13 protein-coding genes are annotated in these 16,690 nt (G+C 42.5%); 6 read left to right on the top strand and 7 right to left on the bottom strand.

The genetic code is table 11. The features are described from left to right. Together ACEW80_RS14520 and ACEW80_RS14525 are read left to right on the top strand one after the other, a co-directional pair. Nucleotides 1-845: ATP-binding cassette domain-containing protein (locus tag ACEW80_RS14520; RefSeq protein ID WP_373527264.1), on the top strand; the 845-nt coding region annotated here is incomplete at its 5' end. A 45-nt stretch (nt 846-890) separates the two neighbouring features. Then, nucleotides 891-1,679 (top strand): ABC transporter permease, encoded by a 789-nt coding sequence (locus ACEW80_RS14525; RefSeq protein ID WP_373527265.1) that lies wholly within the window; start codon nt 891-893, stop codon nt 1,677-1,679. A gap of 129 nt (nt 1,680-1,808) precedes the next feature. Here the strand turns inward: ACEW80_RS14525 and ACEW80_RS14530 are convergent, their stop codons facing one another. Continuing rightward, a complete protein-coding gene (locus ACEW80_RS14530) occupies nt 1,809-3,533 on the bottom strand; it encodes a protein kinase (protein WP_373527266.1) in 1,725 nt (574 codons plus the stop codon). Nucleotides 3,534-3,754: 221 nt separating this feature from the next. Beyond that, nucleotides 3,755-4,591, bottom strand: a complete 837-nt coding sequence (locus ACEW80_RS14535; protein ID WP_373527274.1) for an alpha/beta fold hydrolase — start codon at nt 4,589-4,591, stop codon at nt 3,755-3,757. A gap of 483 nt (nt 4,592-5,074) precedes the next feature. On the opposite strand from ACEW80_RS14535, the gene ACEW80_RS14540 reads away from it, so the two are divergent. After that, nucleotides 5,075-6,607 carry a SagB/ThcOx family dehydrogenase gene (locus tag ACEW80_RS14540; RefSeq protein ID WP_373527267.1) on the top strand — a complete coding sequence of 511 codons (1,533 nt, stop codon included), beginning with the start codon at nt 5,075-5,077 and terminating at the stop codon, nt 6,605-6,607. Between the two features lie 137 nt (nt 6,608-6,744). On the opposite strand, the gene ACEW80_RS14545 is transcribed toward ACEW80_RS14540, so the two are convergent. The 4 genes from ACEW80_RS14545 to ACEW80_RS14560 all read right to left on the bottom strand — a co-directional run bounded on the left by ACEW80_RS14545 (nt 6,745) and on the right by ACEW80_RS14560 (nt 11,942). Continuing rightward, complete coding sequence (locus ACEW80_RS14545) at nt 6,745-9,465, bottom strand: DUF3769 domain-containing protein (RefSeq protein WP_373527268.1); 2,721 nt, start codon at nt 9,463-9,465, stop codon at nt 6,745-6,747. 195 nt (nt 9,466-9,660) lie between these two features. Beyond that, complete coding sequence (locus ACEW80_RS14550; RefSeq protein WP_334876896.1) at nt 9,661-9,777, bottom strand: photosystem II reaction center protein I; 117 nt, start codon at nt 9,775-9,777, stop codon at nt 9,661-9,663. A gap of 561 nt (nt 9,778-10,338) precedes the next feature. Then, nucleotides 10,339-11,025, bottom strand: coding sequence for a DapH/DapD/GlmU-related protein (locus ACEW80_RS14555; RefSeq protein WP_373527269.1), 687 nt, complete (start codon nt 11,023-11,025; stop codon nt 10,339-10,341). A gap of 752 nt (nt 11,026-11,777) precedes the next feature. Further along, entirely contained in the window at nt 11,778-11,942 is a 165-nt protein-coding gene (locus ACEW80_RS14560) for a hypothetical protein (RefSeq protein WP_179063512.1), read from the bottom strand. 411 nt (nt 11,943-12,353) lie between these two features. Here ACEW80_RS14560 and ACEW80_RS14565 point away from each other — a divergent pair, with 411 nt between their 5' ends. From ACEW80_RS14565 to ACEW80_RS14575, 3 genes are all read left to right on the top strand, one after another. Further along, nucleotides 12,354-12,671, top strand: a complete 318-nt coding sequence (locus ACEW80_RS14565) for a hypothetical protein (protein ID WP_373527270.1) — start codon at nt 12,354-12,356, stop codon at nt 12,669-12,671. 582 nt (nt 12,672-13,253) lie between these two features. Further along, nucleotides 13,254-15,818, top strand: a complete 2,565-nt coding sequence (gene glgP / locus ACEW80_RS14570; RefSeq protein WP_373527271.1) for an alpha-glucan family phosphorylase — start codon at nt 13,254-13,256, stop codon at nt 15,816-15,818. A 137-nt stretch (nt 15,819-15,955) separates the two neighbouring features. Then, nucleotides 15,956-16,162 carry a hypothetical protein gene (locus ACEW80_RS14575; RefSeq protein WP_373527272.1) on the top strand — a complete coding sequence of 69 codons (207 nt, stop codon included), beginning with the start codon at nt 15,956-15,958 and terminating at the stop codon, nt 16,160-16,162. 182 nt (nt 16,163-16,344) lie between these two features. Here ACEW80_RS14575 and ACEW80_RS14580 read toward each other — a convergent pair. After that, on the bottom strand, nt 16,345-16,690 hold a 346-nt coding region (locus ACEW80_RS14580; RefSeq protein WP_373527273.1), incomplete at its 5' end, for a DUF429 domain-containing protein.

Consider the following 16,690-nt stretch of genomic DNA (forward strand, 5'->3'; position numbering starts at 1 on the left):
AAATTGCCCCTGGTGAAATCGTGGGGTTTTTGGGGCCGAATGGTGCTGGTAAAACTACCACACTCAAAATGCTCACGGGGCTGATTCATCCTTCTAGCGGTACAGTCAGAGTCGCAGGGCAAATTCCGTTTCATCGCAAAGAAGCCTTTTTACAAAAAATTACCTTAGTAATGGGGCAAAAGCAGCAGCTAATTTGGGACTTGCCGGCGCTAGATTCTTTGAAAATTAACGCTGCTGTGTACAACATTTCTGATAAAGAGTTTCAGCGACGGGTGGGAGAATTAACAGAGATGCTTTCCTTGGAAGGTAAACTTACTCAACCAGTGCGGAAACTGTCTTTAGGTGAGCGAATGAAAGCAGAATTGTTGGCAGCACTTTTGCATCATCCTCATGTATTGTTTTTGGATGAACCAACGCTGGGATTAGATGTAAATGCTCAAGCAGCAGTGCGCGAGTTCTTGCGCGAGTACAATCAGCGTTATCAAGCGACAGTGCTGTTGACGAGTCATTACATGGCCGACATCACAGCTTTATGTCAACGAGTGCTGTTGATTCACGAGGGAAAGCTGATGTATGACGGTAGCTTAGATGGACTGCTGGAACGTTTTGCCCCCTACCGAGAAGTCTATATAGAGTTAGCCCAACCTCTACCGATAGAAAAACTCATGAGCTATGGTGACGTAAAACTCTTAGAAGGGCGATCGGTACATTTTATGGTGTCCAGAGAAGCGCTCACCCGCACCGTTTCGGAGATTTTAGCAAATTTAGAGATAATTGATTTAACTGTCACTGAGCCGCCTGTAGAAGAAGTAATTGGACGAGTTTTTAAAGCGGGTGTTGTGTAGTTAGAGCTGAGTAGGCAGGTAATTTTTGTAACGGGAAGTGAATAAATGAAGCGGATTGTTAGAAAAGCCCTAACTTTACTGTTAGTGTACTACGCCTATATGGTTGAATATCGAGCAGAACTAATCTTATGGGTTTTGGCTGGGTCTTTGCCGATTATCCTCATGGGTGCCTGGATACAGGCGTCACAAGGTGGGCAGTTTGGGCTATCACCTGTGGATTTTGCTCGTTATTTTATTACCGTTTTCATTGTCAGACAATTAACCGTTGTTTGGGTAATTTGGGAATTTGAAAGAGAGGTAGTGGAAGGCAAGCTTTCACCCAAGTTGCTACAACCACTAGACCCAGTATGGCATCATGTTGCGGGACATATTGCTGAAAGATTTGCTCGGCTAACGTTTGCTATTCCATTAGTGGGATTATTTTTTATTCTTTATCCCCAAGCTTTTTGGATACCAAGTTTGGATAGATTTTTGCTGTTTACATTGGCGGCGTTGCTAGCTTTTGCTTTGCGGTTTGTGATTCAGTACACCTTTGCCATGTTCGCCTTTTGGACAGAACGGGCTAGCGCTTTAGAAAATTTCTGGTTGTTGTTTTATCTATTTTTATCTGGTTTGATAGCACCTTTAGAGGTCTTTCCAGAATCGGTGCGGAAAATAGTGATGTTTACCCCTTTTCCCTATTTGATTAATTTTCCTGCGAGTCTTTTGGTAGGGCTACCCGTGGATTTAGGGCAGGGATTTGGGTCAATGGTGGGATGGATATTGGTATTTTTGGGTGTAAATCGTTTGCTTTGGCGTGCGGGTTTGAAGCGGTATTCTGGGATGGGAGCTTAAATAATTTAACATCACTTTCTTTGAGGATGTTAATCTGCGACTTTAACCATAGGATATGTAAATGACCATAGTTGTATTTTATGGCTAAAGATGCGATCGCCTAAACACACTTTGCTACAACATACCAGACTATAAATTACTCGGTATCGTCTTAAACTTATCTGCCGTCCCCAAAGAATAATCTTCTAATTTAAAATCAGCAAAAGGCTGCTTTTTCAATCTATCGCGTAAAGCTTCATCTAGATTTAAACCTGCTGATTGTTTTTTTACGCCAATAATTATAATACTTCTCTGATATGTAGTTAAATCCTGTTTTGCCTGACAATCACTCAGTTGAAATTGACCTAAATTTAATAAGCGATCGCCTTTAATATTTGGTATATTAATAAATAGTTTTTTCACTAAAAGTCGTATTTGCTTAGAACGTTCTAAAGCTACACGTTCTTGAACTGCTATATCATCTTTACAAGAAGCTGTACCTACAGAGATAATTTCACTGGGAACTTCCATTATCTTCTCTATACTTTCTTGTTCTAAGTTCAACTTTAAAAGGTCAAGACTAATAATTTCATCATTATATTTAACTTGAAAACTGCTACCTACAAGCCATTTATATTCTACTGATAAAACAGCTATATTAAATTCGGCTATCCTTCCCTGACTATCTCTACCTTCTTTATAAGGAAAATAATCAACTTTACCTTTTCTTTCGGGAGATTGTCCGTAATTTGGCATCACAGAAAATTTTGATGTCCGCGTTGCTAAAGCCACTGTACTAACTAATCCTAATATCACTAGCAGCACTGCAAAAAATGTGAGTAGCGGTACTTTTTCTGGCTGCTGATATAGGTTTGACAAACTTTTAGGATTTGGCAGGGGCAACTGTTCAATGTTAAAATTTTCTACTAAATTAACATTTGCAACAGTAGCTTCTGTTAGTTGGCTTTCAATTTCTTCTAGACGCTGTAAAATTTCCTGGGCATTGGTGGGACGCTTTTCTATATCCAATGCTGTTAGCCAATCAATTAAATTCAATAGTAAGGGCGATATCTGAATAACATGATTTTGCCAGTGCAATAAATTTAGCTGGATATCATACATATCTAAGGGATGGTATCCTGTAAGTAAAAATACAAATGTGCGTCCCAAGGCAAAGAAATCTGATTGCGGTACTGCTTGACCATTCATCTGTTCGGGGGCGCTGTAACCAGATGACATAAGTGCTATCATCTTGTCGCTGTTGCTAAGTTGGTCTTGGTAGGTTTTAGTAATTTCGCTGGCGGTGCCAAAATCAATCAGTACCAAATCCCCCCAACCCTTCCCAAGAGGATATCTAATCATGATATTAGATGGCTTAATATCTCGATGTAGATATTGTTTGCTATGCACTAAATCTAGAATTTCTACCAATTGTTTTAACCAAGCTACAGCTTGTTGCTGAGAAATAGGGTAATTCTGCTGCTGCTTTAGCCACTGTTCTAAGTTGTAGCCATCAATTTTTTCCATTGCAATGCAATGCAATATTAAACCGTTTCGAGTTTGATACTGGAAGTAACTATCTTCTTTAGGAATGCCGGGATGCTTGAGTTGCTCCAATACAGTTACTTCTTGTTGAAATAGTTCTACTGCTTTGGTTTCGTTTGATAGATTTTCTTGGAGTATTTTGAGGATTTTCGGGGTATCTTGTTCGTATGCCTCATAAACTTTACTAAATCCTGTTTTGTCACTCAACAAGCACGTCACTCGATAACGCCCTAGTAATTCCAAATGGGAACCACAACTTTGACAAAAGCGGTTTTGATGATTATTCGGGTGATTTGGTTTGGGGCAAACTGGATTGATACAAAGGCTCATGACTGGCTTATTTGGTACTGTGAAGGGAACTTAGGCTTTGCTCCTATTAATTCTTCTGTTCCCGTTTGATAATCCCGTTTAAATAATTAAGAGATTTTTCTGGTGTTGCGTGGTTGCGGGATGATTTTTCTCACGCAGAGGAGCCAGTGCGTTGGGCGGCTCTGCCGACTTGAAGCACCTGGCGTCGCGCAGAGACGCAAAGGTAAGAGTTTTAAACTTCATCACCTGTGTTCTGCTAGGAAAGCTGCTATTGTTTGGTTAAATGCTTCTGGTTGTGTCAAAAAAGGCCAATGGTTGCCTGGAACTTGGCAGATACGTAGGTTTTTAAGATGGGTTTTGTAAGGTTGGATTTGCCAATCTTGGCGATTTAAACCTTGTTCTGGCTGGATGAAGAGGGCAGGGGTGTGAAGGGGAATTGTAAAACCGGGTACTTGCATTACTTCCTCAAAAATTCCGTCGCGGGCGGCTATGGTAAATTTGCTGCCCCAGCTACCATCGGGTTTTTGTTCTATTCCGGCTTGGAAGACTTGCTGTTGTAAGGAACTCCATCCTTGATATTGCTTTAATTGCCGTGCTTGTTGTTCGGCTTGTTCATGACTGGCAAAGGGTCCGATGCTTTTGAGAAAAGGCAAGAAGCGATACAACATAGGAAAAGTTACCCTGAGAAGGCTAGGCATTTTCCAGATGAAAATCGGATCGACTAAGATTATACTCCGCAAACGCTTTGGGTTTTGCCTTGCCCAAATGGCGGCTAATTTTCCTGTCCACGAGTGACTTACAATATGGGCAAAAGTCCATCCAAGATGATCCATGAGTGCTTCAAGGTCTGCGATCGCACTTTCAAAACTATAATCTTTCTCAGGCTTACTACTCTCACCATGTCCGCGCATATCTGGTGCAACTATGTGGTAATCTGCCGCTAAGTAATCTCCTAAACTAGACCACACTAAGGCATGGTCGCCTAAGCCGTGTAACAGCAGTAAAGGTTCTTTACCTTGGTTCCACTCTAAATAAGAAAGTTGGATATCAGGTTTTGATAAAGTTTGACGTACAGGCATCATTGCACATCCACTTGTGGAGAGTTTTGCGTTTATATCGTACTGCAAAAAAAGAGGAGGGAGTGAGAGAAGAACACCGAATAGCTAGAAGTTGTGGCTACAAAAACGTACTCCTTTGGAGAACCCGCTTGCGTAGCGTTTCCGTCAGGAAAAGGGTAGGCTGCCTTCGCGGACTAAGAAAAATCAAGGGTTTTAAAACCTCCATCGGCAGGCTTTGTTCGGGTAGCCGCGATTTTAATTGTTAAGTGCAAGATGTGAGTTAACCTTAAAAGCTCAAGTTTTAAGCTCAAAGGTGCAACGTTCCGGCTTAAAAGTGTAATGTTCCGGCTCAAAGGTGTAACGTTCCGGCTTAAAGGTGCAATAGTCCAATTCAGTTACCAAATATCACTTTGTGACTCTGAAGTTTGCAATAATTAACACGAAATAATGAGGCTAATGAATGCCAAGATCAAAAAAAGGATGTCCAAGGATATTTAAAGTACTATGGCAGAATTACCCCAATCAATTGCCCAGCATTACCACGAACGGACTAAATACGACCCTGAGACTCTAGCCTCCAAAAATCACCAGTTAGACTGGGCTAAACAGCCAGTACCCTTCAAAGAGTACAAAATTGGCTCTACTTTTGATCTCAAACCCTACATCCAAGAAAAACCAGAGGCATTTGCTAATAATCCAGATGCTCAATGGTGGCAAAGACTTTCGCGGTTGCTGTTTCGCAGCTATGGATTGACAGCGAAAATGCCTTCTATGGGTAGTGCGGTGTATTTACGTGCTGCTCCCAGTGCAGGCGGATTATACCCTGCCGAAGTGTATGTGGTTTCCCGTGGCACGTCGCTATTGCCACCTGGTCTGTATAACTACCAGTGTCGGACTCATTCTCTGATGCATTATTGGGAAAGTGATGTTTGGCAAACTCTACAAGCAGCTTGTTTCTGGCATCCTTCCCTAGAAAATACTCAACTGGCAATTATTGTCACTGCGGTTTTCTATCGTTCTGCGTGGCGCTATGAAGATCGGGCTTACCGTCGGATTTTTCTAGATACGGGGCACTTGTTGGGCAATATCGAATTGGCTGGTGCTATTACTGATTATCGCCCCCACTTAATCGGCGGTTTTGTGGATGAATCGGTCAACGATATGCTTTATATCGATTCGCAACAGGAAGGTGCGATCGCTGTCTTACCTCTGGCAGACTTGTTAGATATCAATCAAAATTTGCCATTAGGATGTACTGCTTTACCTTCTGCCACCGAAACCAATTATCCGCAAATTCCCGATGGCGAACTACTGGCATATTTCCATCAACACACCCAGATCCAATCAAGTGTAACTGGCAATTTTAATCTACCAGTTATTAAACAAGAAAAATCTTTGGAGGATAAATACAATTTTCCTTTCTGTTTGAAAATTCCTACCACCACCGCACCTATAGACTGGGGACAAAAGCTGTCAGAACTGGAAATCACTATGTACAAGCGACGCTCTACCCGCGCTTACAATGGTGATGATTTAACTTTTGATGAATTGAAAGATTTACTCGATTTCACTTACCAACCGCAAAATTACATCGACCAAAGTTTAGATATTTCTCCAGACTACTTTGATCTGAATTTAATCGAAACATTCATTGCTGTTTGCGGAGTCACAGGACTGGAGGCAGGTTGTTATTATTACGCACCCAAAGCCCAAGAATTACGCCAAATTCGGTTTAAAAACTTTCGGCGAGAGTTACATTTTCTCTGTTTGGGACAAGAATTAGGGCGGGATGCAGCAGCAGTATTATTCCATACAGCCGATCTCAAAGCTGCGATCGCCCAGTATGGCGATCGCGTTTATCGTTACTTACACATGGATGCTGGTCATTTGGGACAACGCCTGAATTTAGCCGCAATGCAGCTGAATGTAGGCGTTAGTGGTATTGGTGGATTCTTTGATAACCAAGTAAATGAAGTTTTGGGTATTCCTGCTGATGAAGCTGCACTATATATTACTACCCTGGGACGCCCAAGATAAGATTAACCGCACAAAGAAGTTCGAGTGGCAAAAGCCGCCGCTCAAACTTCTCCGATGAAAGGCGATCGCTCGTGTTACAAACTGACTCCTGAATCCTGAATCCTGACTCCTGAATTCTGACTCCTGAATTCTTTTTACTAATTATCCTGTTGCACCCCGCCCACTACTGGCTTAACTTCAGAAAATGGATTAGTGCCGCCACCCCAGTTAAAATCACTAATTCGGATGCTGAAACCGCCTAACTCCAGCACCGGATTGTAACGCAAGGTGATGCCATAGGTGCGGCGGCTATATTCCAAAATGTAGTCGGTGCTAGTTTCTTTACCTGTATCCAAGTTAACGGATGTTTGAAAGCCTAAGCGAACAGGCCCATAGATTTGTTGTGTAATCCCAACGCTCAATACTTGATTATCAACGGAGCGATCAAACAAAAAGGGCGATAATCCATTATTTAAGCCTTGGGAGTAACTGATATTAAAACCGGTATAATCTAAGAATGGTCGAGAAAAATGACCAATTTGCCCTTGTAAACCAATTGTACCGATCAGAGTGCTTTGGTTATCCCCGTTGGTGTAATAACTGGTAGTGCCGGTGAGGCCAGCGATCGCTTGCAAGTAAGGAACTACAGGATTAGCTGTGTATCGTAATCCCTCAGTAGCAGTGGGCGGTAATGGTTTTCCCTGCCACAGAAATACCCCAGTACTGAGGGCAGCGCTGCCTTGTAAACGCCCTAACGAGATGCGATCGTTTTCCCGCAATGGTTCTAGCAAATCTTGGCGGTCAGTGTTGGCATCAATATATTGAGCGCTTCCCTGATAGCTAAGGTTGATGCCACTCTTCCCTAAAGGAATCACCGGAGAGGTAATAATGCCACCCAGACTGCTCTGCACAGTTTGAAAGCCGAGAGTCCCGTTGTAGAGGCGATCACGATAGTTATATTGTAGATTCAAAGTATGGGGGAGGCGTTGGCGTAGCCCGTCGGAGACATCGCCCAATGTCTGGCGCAATCCCAAATTCACCCGTAAATTGTTTTCCACCTTATTCAAGTTAAAACTGGTTAACTCCGCAGTTCCCTGAACTACTGTCCGGGGACTCAAAACAGAATTTATCTTTGTCTTAACACCAAACAGTGCGCCTAAGTCGCCCGTGCCTTCTTGCACACCTCTCTGTACTAATAACTGGGGCGTGATTGTCCAGCTAGTCCGATCTGTAGTGACTACTGGAAAGCCCCGCTCAATATACAAACCACCCCGATCCTCTCCATCATAGCCGGGGGAGACTATTGCAGGTGTAGCGTCCCGCTCTCGGCGGTCAATGGTCTGCTGATTCACCGGAATTGGTAAGGAGAGTTTTTGATCGAATACCAAACGCTGTCGCTGTGTCCTGATCCGGTCTACTAAGGGTGTCTCCCGTGTCAGAGTTACTTTATCTGCCCGTAATTCTAGCTCTGGTGGCGAAAAAGGGTCATTGGTGATGCGGACATCCCTTGCTTGCCAACCTTGCGGATAGAAGTCAATCTGTTGGGCTTCAAACCTGAGCCGATTGACTGCACCCCCGGTTTTCGATGCCGGGACATTGCTAGCACCTGCTTGACCACCAAATGTTGCATCTATTCCTCCAGGGCTGCTCACACCGGAAACGGGCTGATTGGCTGTAATGCGATCGCTTGGTGGGCGTTTTGATACTCCACCAGCTGTTACATCGGTGGGTAAAAAAGCAAAATCTGTTTGTGATGAAGGTACGTAAATTTCTCCGCTACCATTTTGCAGTTCCCCACTATCTTGAACAAAGTTATAGGTAAAGCGTTGTCCACGCAGTACCTGATCGCCCCGTGTTAAAGTTACGTTACCTTCTCCTGCGGCGATCAGGTTATCCAAATTGACTTGCAGGCGATCGGCATCCACCACCGCTCCATCAAATCGCACAATTACATTACCAACAGCTGTAATAATTCGCCGTCGCTCGTCAAACTCCTGCCGATCGGAAGTGACTTCCACAATTCTCGGTTTTGCTGGTTGGTTGCTAGCTGGGGCAGTTGTACCAGATGATGGTTGATTGGTGGTATCTACTTGCGGTGTAGCCGTTGGCGCTGTTTGTTGGGTTGGGGACTTGAACTCTACAGTAATGGGCGTTGAGGGTTGGTTTGTCGAGCTGCGAGACTTGAATTTGATAAAATTCTGTACTGATTGAGAACTCAGTGCACGATCAACCGTAGATACAAAGAGATTGATTCCTGCTGGAGATTGTTGTGCAGTGCTATCACTTTGCTGTTTTTGTTGGGTTAACTGCTGTGCTAATATTTCCGCCTTAGACTCGAATAACTTGTCGCTATTTGTGAAGCTGGGAATAACGTCAACCGGAGGCAGGGAGGCAGGTAGTAGAAAGGATGGGGCTGAAGAGGCAGAGGGGCATAGAGGATATGAGGCAGAAGCAAAAGACAAAGACTTACAATAAAGTTCCCCTGCTGCCTTGCTCCCCTGCTCCCGGCTGGTCGTCTGCGTATTAGGGGGTTTAATCTCCTCCATAGGATAACCAACTTCCACCGACTGTCCCAAAAGTTCAGCACTTTTAGAGGTGGTGAGGGGAGAAAATTCTGGTGGAAAGGTTTCTGGTGGATTGGGTGCAGACGGAGTATCAGCGACTACCAACTCATCTGGAGTTGCCTTAATAGGAGTTGGTAAACGCGAATAATTCTCAGTGTTACCCGCGATCGCTAATTGAGCCAAATCCTTGTGCGGCTTGGATTTGTCTTTATTTTCCTGCATTCTCATCTGAGTCTCTACAGATGAGACGGGATTTGCAGGTTGTAGAGGTTCGAGAATAGGAAGCGGAGTGGGCGGCAGAACTGGATGAAGCATATTTGAGCAAAATCAGGCTAACAAACAGCCAAATGACGGACGGAAGGATGAATTATATATTTTGCCTTCCGACTGTCGCCTTCTGCTATCTGTAGCAAGCTACCCGGAAAACGAAACCCACTACCTTTTGGGTAGCAAGTTTCTGTGGTGTTTGGTATCTTCCACCTTCCGGAGTCACGGATGATTTATCGCCCTTTACTCTAAATCCCGACGACCGGGGTTACGAGCTGGATCGTTCGACAAAAATCCGAAGACAAAGATAGTTACAAACAAGGCAACAACAATATAAACAGCGATTTTTAAAGTCAGCATAGAAATATCTCCAACGGTTATGACAAAGAAACTTTCTCTCGGTATCTGCCAAGCAGAAAAGATAGCTCCTTTATATTACCGAAATCTCGTCCCTTTTGTAGAAGACTCTGGTGAGAGTGGAGCATCCCATTCATTGCGCTCAAAGGTTAATTAACTAAGCATTTCACGCAACCTTATCGGTCTGCGTGTTTAGCTCTTGTTTAGCGCTGTAGGTTGTCTGACTTTTGGATGTCCTTTAGAAGGAACTCAGAGACTGGTTACTCTTGTGACGTTGGTTGACGGCAGAGGTTTCCTAATCTAGACAGATCGCTGCTAGACCATAACATATTTAATCTGCATAGAACAGTTTTTGGTGTTTTCTCAGAAACAGAGCGTTGGTTCCAATACTCACCAATCCAAAATTGACAAGAACGCAATATAAAGATACATAAAGATTCTTGGCAATAAGATTTATGTTCTGGAATACAGTAGAAGTCAAGGAATTTGGGAAGTTTCTATACCCATTAGATAAACCAGACTGGGTATTTTTGCCCAACTCCTGAAAAAAATCTCATAGGAGAATTAATTTGCTATATCCTTGGTAATTCGGTTTTTAATGACTCGTGCAGGTATGCCTACAGCAATGGAGAAAGCAGGAATATCTCTATTGACTACTGATCCTGCACCAATTACACTGCCTTTACCAATGGTAACGCCATCTAATACTGTTACTCCATGCCCTAGCCAACAGTCATCCTCAATCACAATTCCCTTACGAGTTACACCTTGGTATTTAATCGGCTCCATCGGATCGGCAAAATTATGATTATTGGCATATATTCCTGAGTGGGCAGCAATCATACAGTGTTTACCAATTTTAATATCTCCTGGCCCCTCAATACAGACGTTGGGAGCAATGAAGGTATCTTCATCAATATGTATATACGTATCTTCCAAACACCCTATATCAACGTTACGCTCAATAGCGACTCTATTTCCTAGATGAATTTTATTATTTTTGTGTCCTCTAGCATCCATCCGCACACCCTTGAAAATATATACTCCATTGCCAATCTCAATACAAGAAGTGCCGATAAATTCAACACCATTTTGAATATAAACTGGGTTGCCTATTTGGAAAAAAATACTACGATATCCCCAATTACGCAACTTTGATCCCAGAAATAGTGTAGGAACATCTCCTAACACAGTAGTTACTAAAAGTTCTTGCGATCGCTTCAATTTTGAGGAATGCTGCTCGTTAGGCATGGCTGTATATCTCTTCAATCAATTGTTGTTGGCGAGTTGGAAGTTGATTTTGGCTGTATCCTAATTTTCTGCCAATATCGAGTAGTCTTTGGATGTCTAAGTACCAGATTAATATTGACAGTCTTACCGAAATTTCCCAAATTGGAAAAATCAAAGTCTGTCTTTGACTATGTAAGTAATTCTTTAAATTAGGGGTGTAGAATCACTCAATTGATATGCACAATTGCCTTGGTGGTTAGAAGCTTTTGTACCAATCAAGGTAGGTAACAATTTTGCTTGTTTTTCACCAAATTAAATCCACAACGCAATATCAACGCACTGCAAGTCAAACCCCAGACTATTAAATTGTCTAATGGGAATATTTACTGGTTTAGATACAATAAGGTTCAGTTAAAATCCCCCCTTAAAAAGGCGATAAAAGAGGGTATTAGCCCGATTTTTTAAGGGGAGTTGGAGGATCTCTAAACACTGAATATCACTAACCCAAACGTATTGGGTTTAGATAGCCTATTGTTTCGGTTATCCGATAAATTTGAAACGCTTGCTACACAGCTACCGATAGAGTTGTTTACCTGAAGGCTACTTCCTCTCAGGCAATTTTAGTGTTTTAAAACAACTCAGTCCCACAAGCTATTTCTCAACAAAAACACATTTAACTAGACTATTTCAAAGACTAGAGAAAATTTCTGCCTAGCAGGATAATGTAATTATTGTCGGATTTTGATCGGTACTTATGCCCAAATAAAATCCCATTAAGGTGGATTATCTCCCACATCAGCCATCACATTAAAGTTAACCATCGGTGCAAACAAGTAAGCGCTTCCCCGACTGCTATGACGGCTTTCTTGCAATGAATTTCTAGAGTAAGCTGCTCCAATCATGTTGCACACGGATGATTTACAGACTAACCAATTCACGCTTGTAATTAGCTGAATGGCTTTTAATCACAGTTGCTTTTAACGATAACACATTTTATTTTTAATGGAGCAATATTATTAAATAAGTTGCTTTGGAGGTTATTTACTGATGAAAATAATGAATATTAGCTAACTTTTTTACTAGAACGATTGTTACTCTTTAATCTTTTTATACAGTTAGAAAAAACACACTTATGTTCGAGAGTAGAGAGTAGTGTGTTACTTATAGCTATAAACTTGTAAATCACCCATTCGGGTGAGCCAAGCGGGTGATGCGTGCTTGGCACTATTTATTATAAATTTTATTTAAATAAAGTTCAAATGTGTCTTATTTTCTAGGAGAAGTCCACAAAAGAACATCAAATGCTCAAATTGAGGTATCGGTTTTAACTCACACACTTGGTTCAAATTATGGCTTTAATTAAAAAAATTGTGCAACAAGCTTTAACTACTGGCTATCTGAGTGTTGTAGCCGAGGATAAACTGCGATCGCAACTTCAAAGTAATTATGATTCAGAAGACTTAGATGCCTGGATCATTTTACAGCGATCTGTTGTGGCGGGTGATGTCAAGCAAGAGTCGCGCCGAAAAAAAGTTTCCCTTTCTCCTAAAGCCAAAGACGCTTCATCGGGGATCAAACTTGCTTATCAAATGGCAGCGGAGATTGCTTATGCAGCCGCTGTCGCTCTAACAATGCCAAAAAATCCCAAAGATCAGCCTTCACACTAGATGCGTAAAATAATACGCTGCTATGTTTGATACCAAGTGGTTAGCATAGGCGTAGCCCTCCACAGGCATCACTTTTCCTAGTTAACCACTTGGTTGGATTTTTATACGCTTCTATATTTTAAAATCACAGAACCTACTTAATACGACATATTCTGTTAAGTAGCAAGCTTGACTGAGTAATCATAGTAAGTCTTTTTCTGACACTGCCTCTAGGCGTTCGCAATTTTATTAAAAAATAATTTGAAGTTTAACGGCTTCTTGACGCACCTATAAGGAATTATCACCCTCAGCCGAAACTCCATAATTAATCTCCCTAAAATAAATATAAATATTTATTCAAAATCATATCTTTTTAAGTATTACATAACAGTAAATGATTAAATTTTAATATACCAAGTACATGGCTGAGGGTAAGGCGTAGAATTAGAAACACCTTGGTGTAAACTATAGCAACGAGGTTAAGAAGAATCTCAATGCTTAACAAAGTCATCGCTTTCTCACAGACTTACAGTATAAAGAATTGGCAACATTGGTCAATAAAGTAAACAATAACCATAGCTAAACTTGGAGTTTTGCCAGCCTATGCAGCCAATTCGTACATTCAACGTATCTCCTTCACTACCGCCGCGACTCGAACCTCTGCGGCGGTTGGCATATAATTTACACTGGGATTGGAACGTCGATACTAAAGATTTATTTCGTCGTTTAGACTCCGACCTGTGGGAGTCTAGCCATCATAACCCGGTGTTGATGCTGGGTACTATCTCTCAAGGACGGCTTTTGGAAGTTGTTGAAGATGAAGGCTTCCTAGCGCAAATGGATCGATCTGACCGGCAGTTAGAGGATTATTTGCAAGAGCGCACTTGGTATCAGAAACAACGAGATCAAAAACCAAAAGAATGCTTCGCCTATTTTTCGGCTGAATTTGGACTTGTAGATTGTTTGCCCGTCTATTCTGGAGGCTTGGGCGTTCTGGCGGGAGATCACCTCAAATCTGCTAGTGACTTGGGGCTACCGCTTGTGGGTGTAGGTTTACTCTATCAGCAAGGCTACTTTGCCCAATATCTCAATGCTGATGGTTGGCAGCAAGAACGTTACCCCATCAACGATTTCTATAATATGCCCTTGCACCTAGAGCGTAATCCTGATGGATCAGAACTGCAAATTGCGGTAAATTATCCAGGGCGCAAGGTGTATGCCAGAGTTTGGCGCGTACAAGTGGGAACGGTACCCCTGTATCTGCTGGACACAAACATCGAACCTAACATAGTTTATGACCACGACATCACAGATCAGCTGTATGGTGGCGACATCGATATGCGTATCCACCAGGAAATCATGCTGGGGATCGGTGGTGTGCAAATGCTCAAAGCTTTGGGGCTGAAAGTCACCGCTTACCACATGAATGAAGGACACGCAGCCTTCTCCATCCTAGAGCGCATTCGCCTGTTGATTCAGGAAGAGGGACTCACTTATGCCCAAGCCAAACAGGTGGTGGCTTCTAGTAATATTTTTACCACCCACACACCAGTACCAGCCGGGATTGACTTGTTTGCTCCCGACAAAATGCTGTATTACTTAGGGTACTATGCAGACATTTTTGACTTGCCTAAAGAGCAATTTTTAGGACTGGGGCGTGAAAATACGGGTGATTTATCTGGGCCTTTCAGTATGGCGGTGCTGGCGCTGAAGATGGCAACATTTTCTAACGGTGTAGCACAACTACATGGTGTAGTTTCACGCCAAATGTTCCAGGGTTTGTGGCAGAAAGTGCCAGTGGAGGAAGTGCCGATCGCCGCAATTACTAACGGTGTCCATGCCCGTAGTTGTGTGGCAAAATCGACTCAAGAATTGTACGATCGCTACCTGGGGCCAAATTGGTCATCAGCACCACTAGATAGCCCATTATGGGAGCGGATGGATGCCATTCCCGACGAAGAGTTGTGGCGCAATCACGAACGCTGCCGCTTAGATATGATTTTGTATGTGCGGGAACATTTAGTCAAGCATTTGCGCGATCGCGGCGCTTCCGCCTCAGAAATTTTCCAAGCCCAAGAAGTATTAGATCCTTACGCTTTCACCGTTGGCTTTGCGCGTCGGTTTGCCACCTACAAACGTGCTACCCTGTGGATGCGTGATTTGGAACGGATTAAGCGGCTTTTACTGAGCAACAAAGACCGAAAAGTGCAATTTGTAATTGCTGGGAAGGCACACCCTAAGGATATTCCCGGTAAAGAACTTATCCGCGATATCAATCACTTTATCCGCGAACAGCATTTAGAAAAGCAGGTAGTGTTTGTTCCCAATTACGACATTCATATTGCCCGGCTGATGGTTGCGGGTTGTGATATTTGGTTAAACACACCGCGTCGTCCACGGGAAGCCTCTGGTACCAGTGGGATGAAAGCAGCAATGAATGGATTGCCGAATTTAAGTGTACTCGATGGCTGGTGGGATGAAGCTGATTATGTCCGCACCGGTTGGGCGATTGGACATGGAGAGAATTACGACGATCCTAACTACCAAGATGAAGTAGAAGCAAATGCTCTCTACGAGTTGTTAGAGAAGGAAGTTGTACCGCTATTTTATGAGCAGCGTGATAGCGATGGCTTGCCTCGTCCGTGGGTTGCCAAAATGAAAGATGCAATTCGGTTGAATTGTCCCTTCTTTAATACAGCGCGGATGGTAGGAGAATATGCACAAAGAGCTTATTTTCCAGCTAGCGATCGCTATCATACCCTGAGTGTTGATAACTATGCCCCAGCTAAAGAACTAGCTGATTGGAAAGCAAAACTGGGCGAACACTGGTTCAGCATCAAAATCAAAGATATTGACGTATCAGCAACTTCGGACATTGAGGTTAACCAAACTGTTGCTGTTAAAACCAAGGTTGACTTAGCAACTTTAACAACTGATGATGTGCAGGTGGAGTTATATCAAGGTGCGCTCGATGCCAATGGTGAGATTGTCAACGCTGTTCCAGTAGTGATGGATTGCCAAGGCAAGGATGCACAGGGATTGACTATTTACACGGGTAATATTACTTATACCACCTCTGGTTTGCAAGGCTTGTCTTTGCGCGTATTGCCGAAAAATCAACACCTGGCTAATCCTTATGAACCAAGGTTGATTGCTTGGGCAGAATAAGAGTGCTGAGTTAGTTATTGAATACTAAAGACTAGGCGTTGCTGATTTAAGTTTAGCAACGCTTTTTATTCGTAATAATTCAGGAGTTAGAATTCAGGAGTCAGAATAGTTAAAGAAGAGACGGGAGATAGAAATTTATGAACAATATTTATATTGAAGAACTTGAGGGGAAAATTGAGGCAGGAGAGGAAGTTATTGATCTTTATTTTGACTCCACGACAATAAGAGTCGGAACGCCTCGTCAAATGACCTCACGAAGAGAGCAGAATATAGGTTTCGACTATTTTGCAGGAGGGAATGAATGCGTGAATTACTTAAATAAACTAGCAAACAAACGAATTTAGTAAGTCAAAGCTGCTTTTGTTTGCGGAAAACACTAGAATGCGAAATTAAAAGCTGCTTTTGATAAAGTAAAAGCTGATTTTACTTGCGTAAAACACCAAAATGAGTAAGTAAAAGCTCATTTTGTTTATTAAATATGAAGTTGTGAGAAAGCTGTAAGCCTTTTTGCTGATTAAATATGAATTTAATTTGTTAAAATTCTTTGAGGGATGATAATGTAGCCAGTAGCGCGATCACCAAGTACCAAATTGCGCTGTTCTCCCCAATACCACCAGTATGCACCAACATAAGCGCAAATTAAGCTATCTAGTTTATCTTCGACTGCTTTGAGGGCTGCGCCTGTAGTGGGAATTTCAAGAAGGAAGGAACCGCAGAGGCGCAGAGGGCGCAGAGGAGGAGAGAAGGAGGGGAGGATATCGAGAAGATAATTTTGGAGTTTGATTAGTTCTAGGCGGCGCTCATTGAGGCGTCCTTTTTTGTATTTGAGGATGCATTCTAAGTTGAATAGGTTGACGATTGCTGGGTGGGGA

This window comes from Nostoc sp. (assembly GCF_041747015.1).
GTDB lineage: Bacteria > Cyanobacteriota > Cyanobacteriia > Cyanobacteriales > Nostocaceae > Nostoc.

What these genes read in the sequence shown, in the direction of transcription:
- ACEW80_RS14525 (WP_373527265.1), top strand. Translation starts at nt 891, where the DNA reads ATGAAGCGGATTGTTAGAAAAGCCCTAACTTTACTGTTAGTGTACTAC.
- ACEW80_RS14530 (WP_373527266.1), bottom strand. Translation starts at nt 3,533, where the DNA reads ATGAGCCTTTGTATCAATCCAGTTTGCCCCAAACCAAATCACCCGAAT.
- ACEW80_RS14535 (WP_373527274.1), bottom strand. Translation starts at nt 4,591, where the DNA reads ATGCCTGTACGTCAAACTTTATCAAAACCTGATATCCAACTTTCTTAT.
- ACEW80_RS14540 (WP_373527267.1), top strand. Translation starts at nt 5,075, where the DNA reads ATGGCAGAATTACCCCAATCAATTGCCCAGCATTACCACGAACGGACT.
- ACEW80_RS14545 (WP_373527268.1), bottom strand. Translation starts at nt 9,465, where the DNA reads ATGCTTCATCCAGTTCTGCCGCCCACTCCGCTTCCTATTCTCGAACCT.
- ACEW80_RS14550 (WP_334876896.1), bottom strand. Translation starts at nt 9,777, where the DNA reads ATGCTGACTTTAAAAATCGCTGTTTATATTGTTGTTGCCTTGTTTGTA.
- ACEW80_RS14555 (WP_373527269.1), bottom strand. Translation starts at nt 11,025, where the DNA reads ATGCCTAACGAGCAGCATTCCTCAAAATTGAAGCGATCGCAAGAACTT.
- ACEW80_RS14565 (WP_373527270.1), top strand. Translation starts at nt 12,354, where the DNA reads ATGGCTTTAATTAAAAAAATTGTGCAACAAGCTTTAACTACTGGCTAT.
- glgP (WP_373527271.1), top strand. Translation starts at nt 13,254, where the DNA reads ATGCAGCCAATTCGTACATTCAACGTATCTCCTTCACTACCGCCGCGA.
- ACEW80_RS14575 (WP_373527272.1), top strand. Translation starts at nt 15,956, where the DNA reads ATGAACAATATTTATATTGAAGAACTTGAGGGGAAAATTGAGGCAGGA.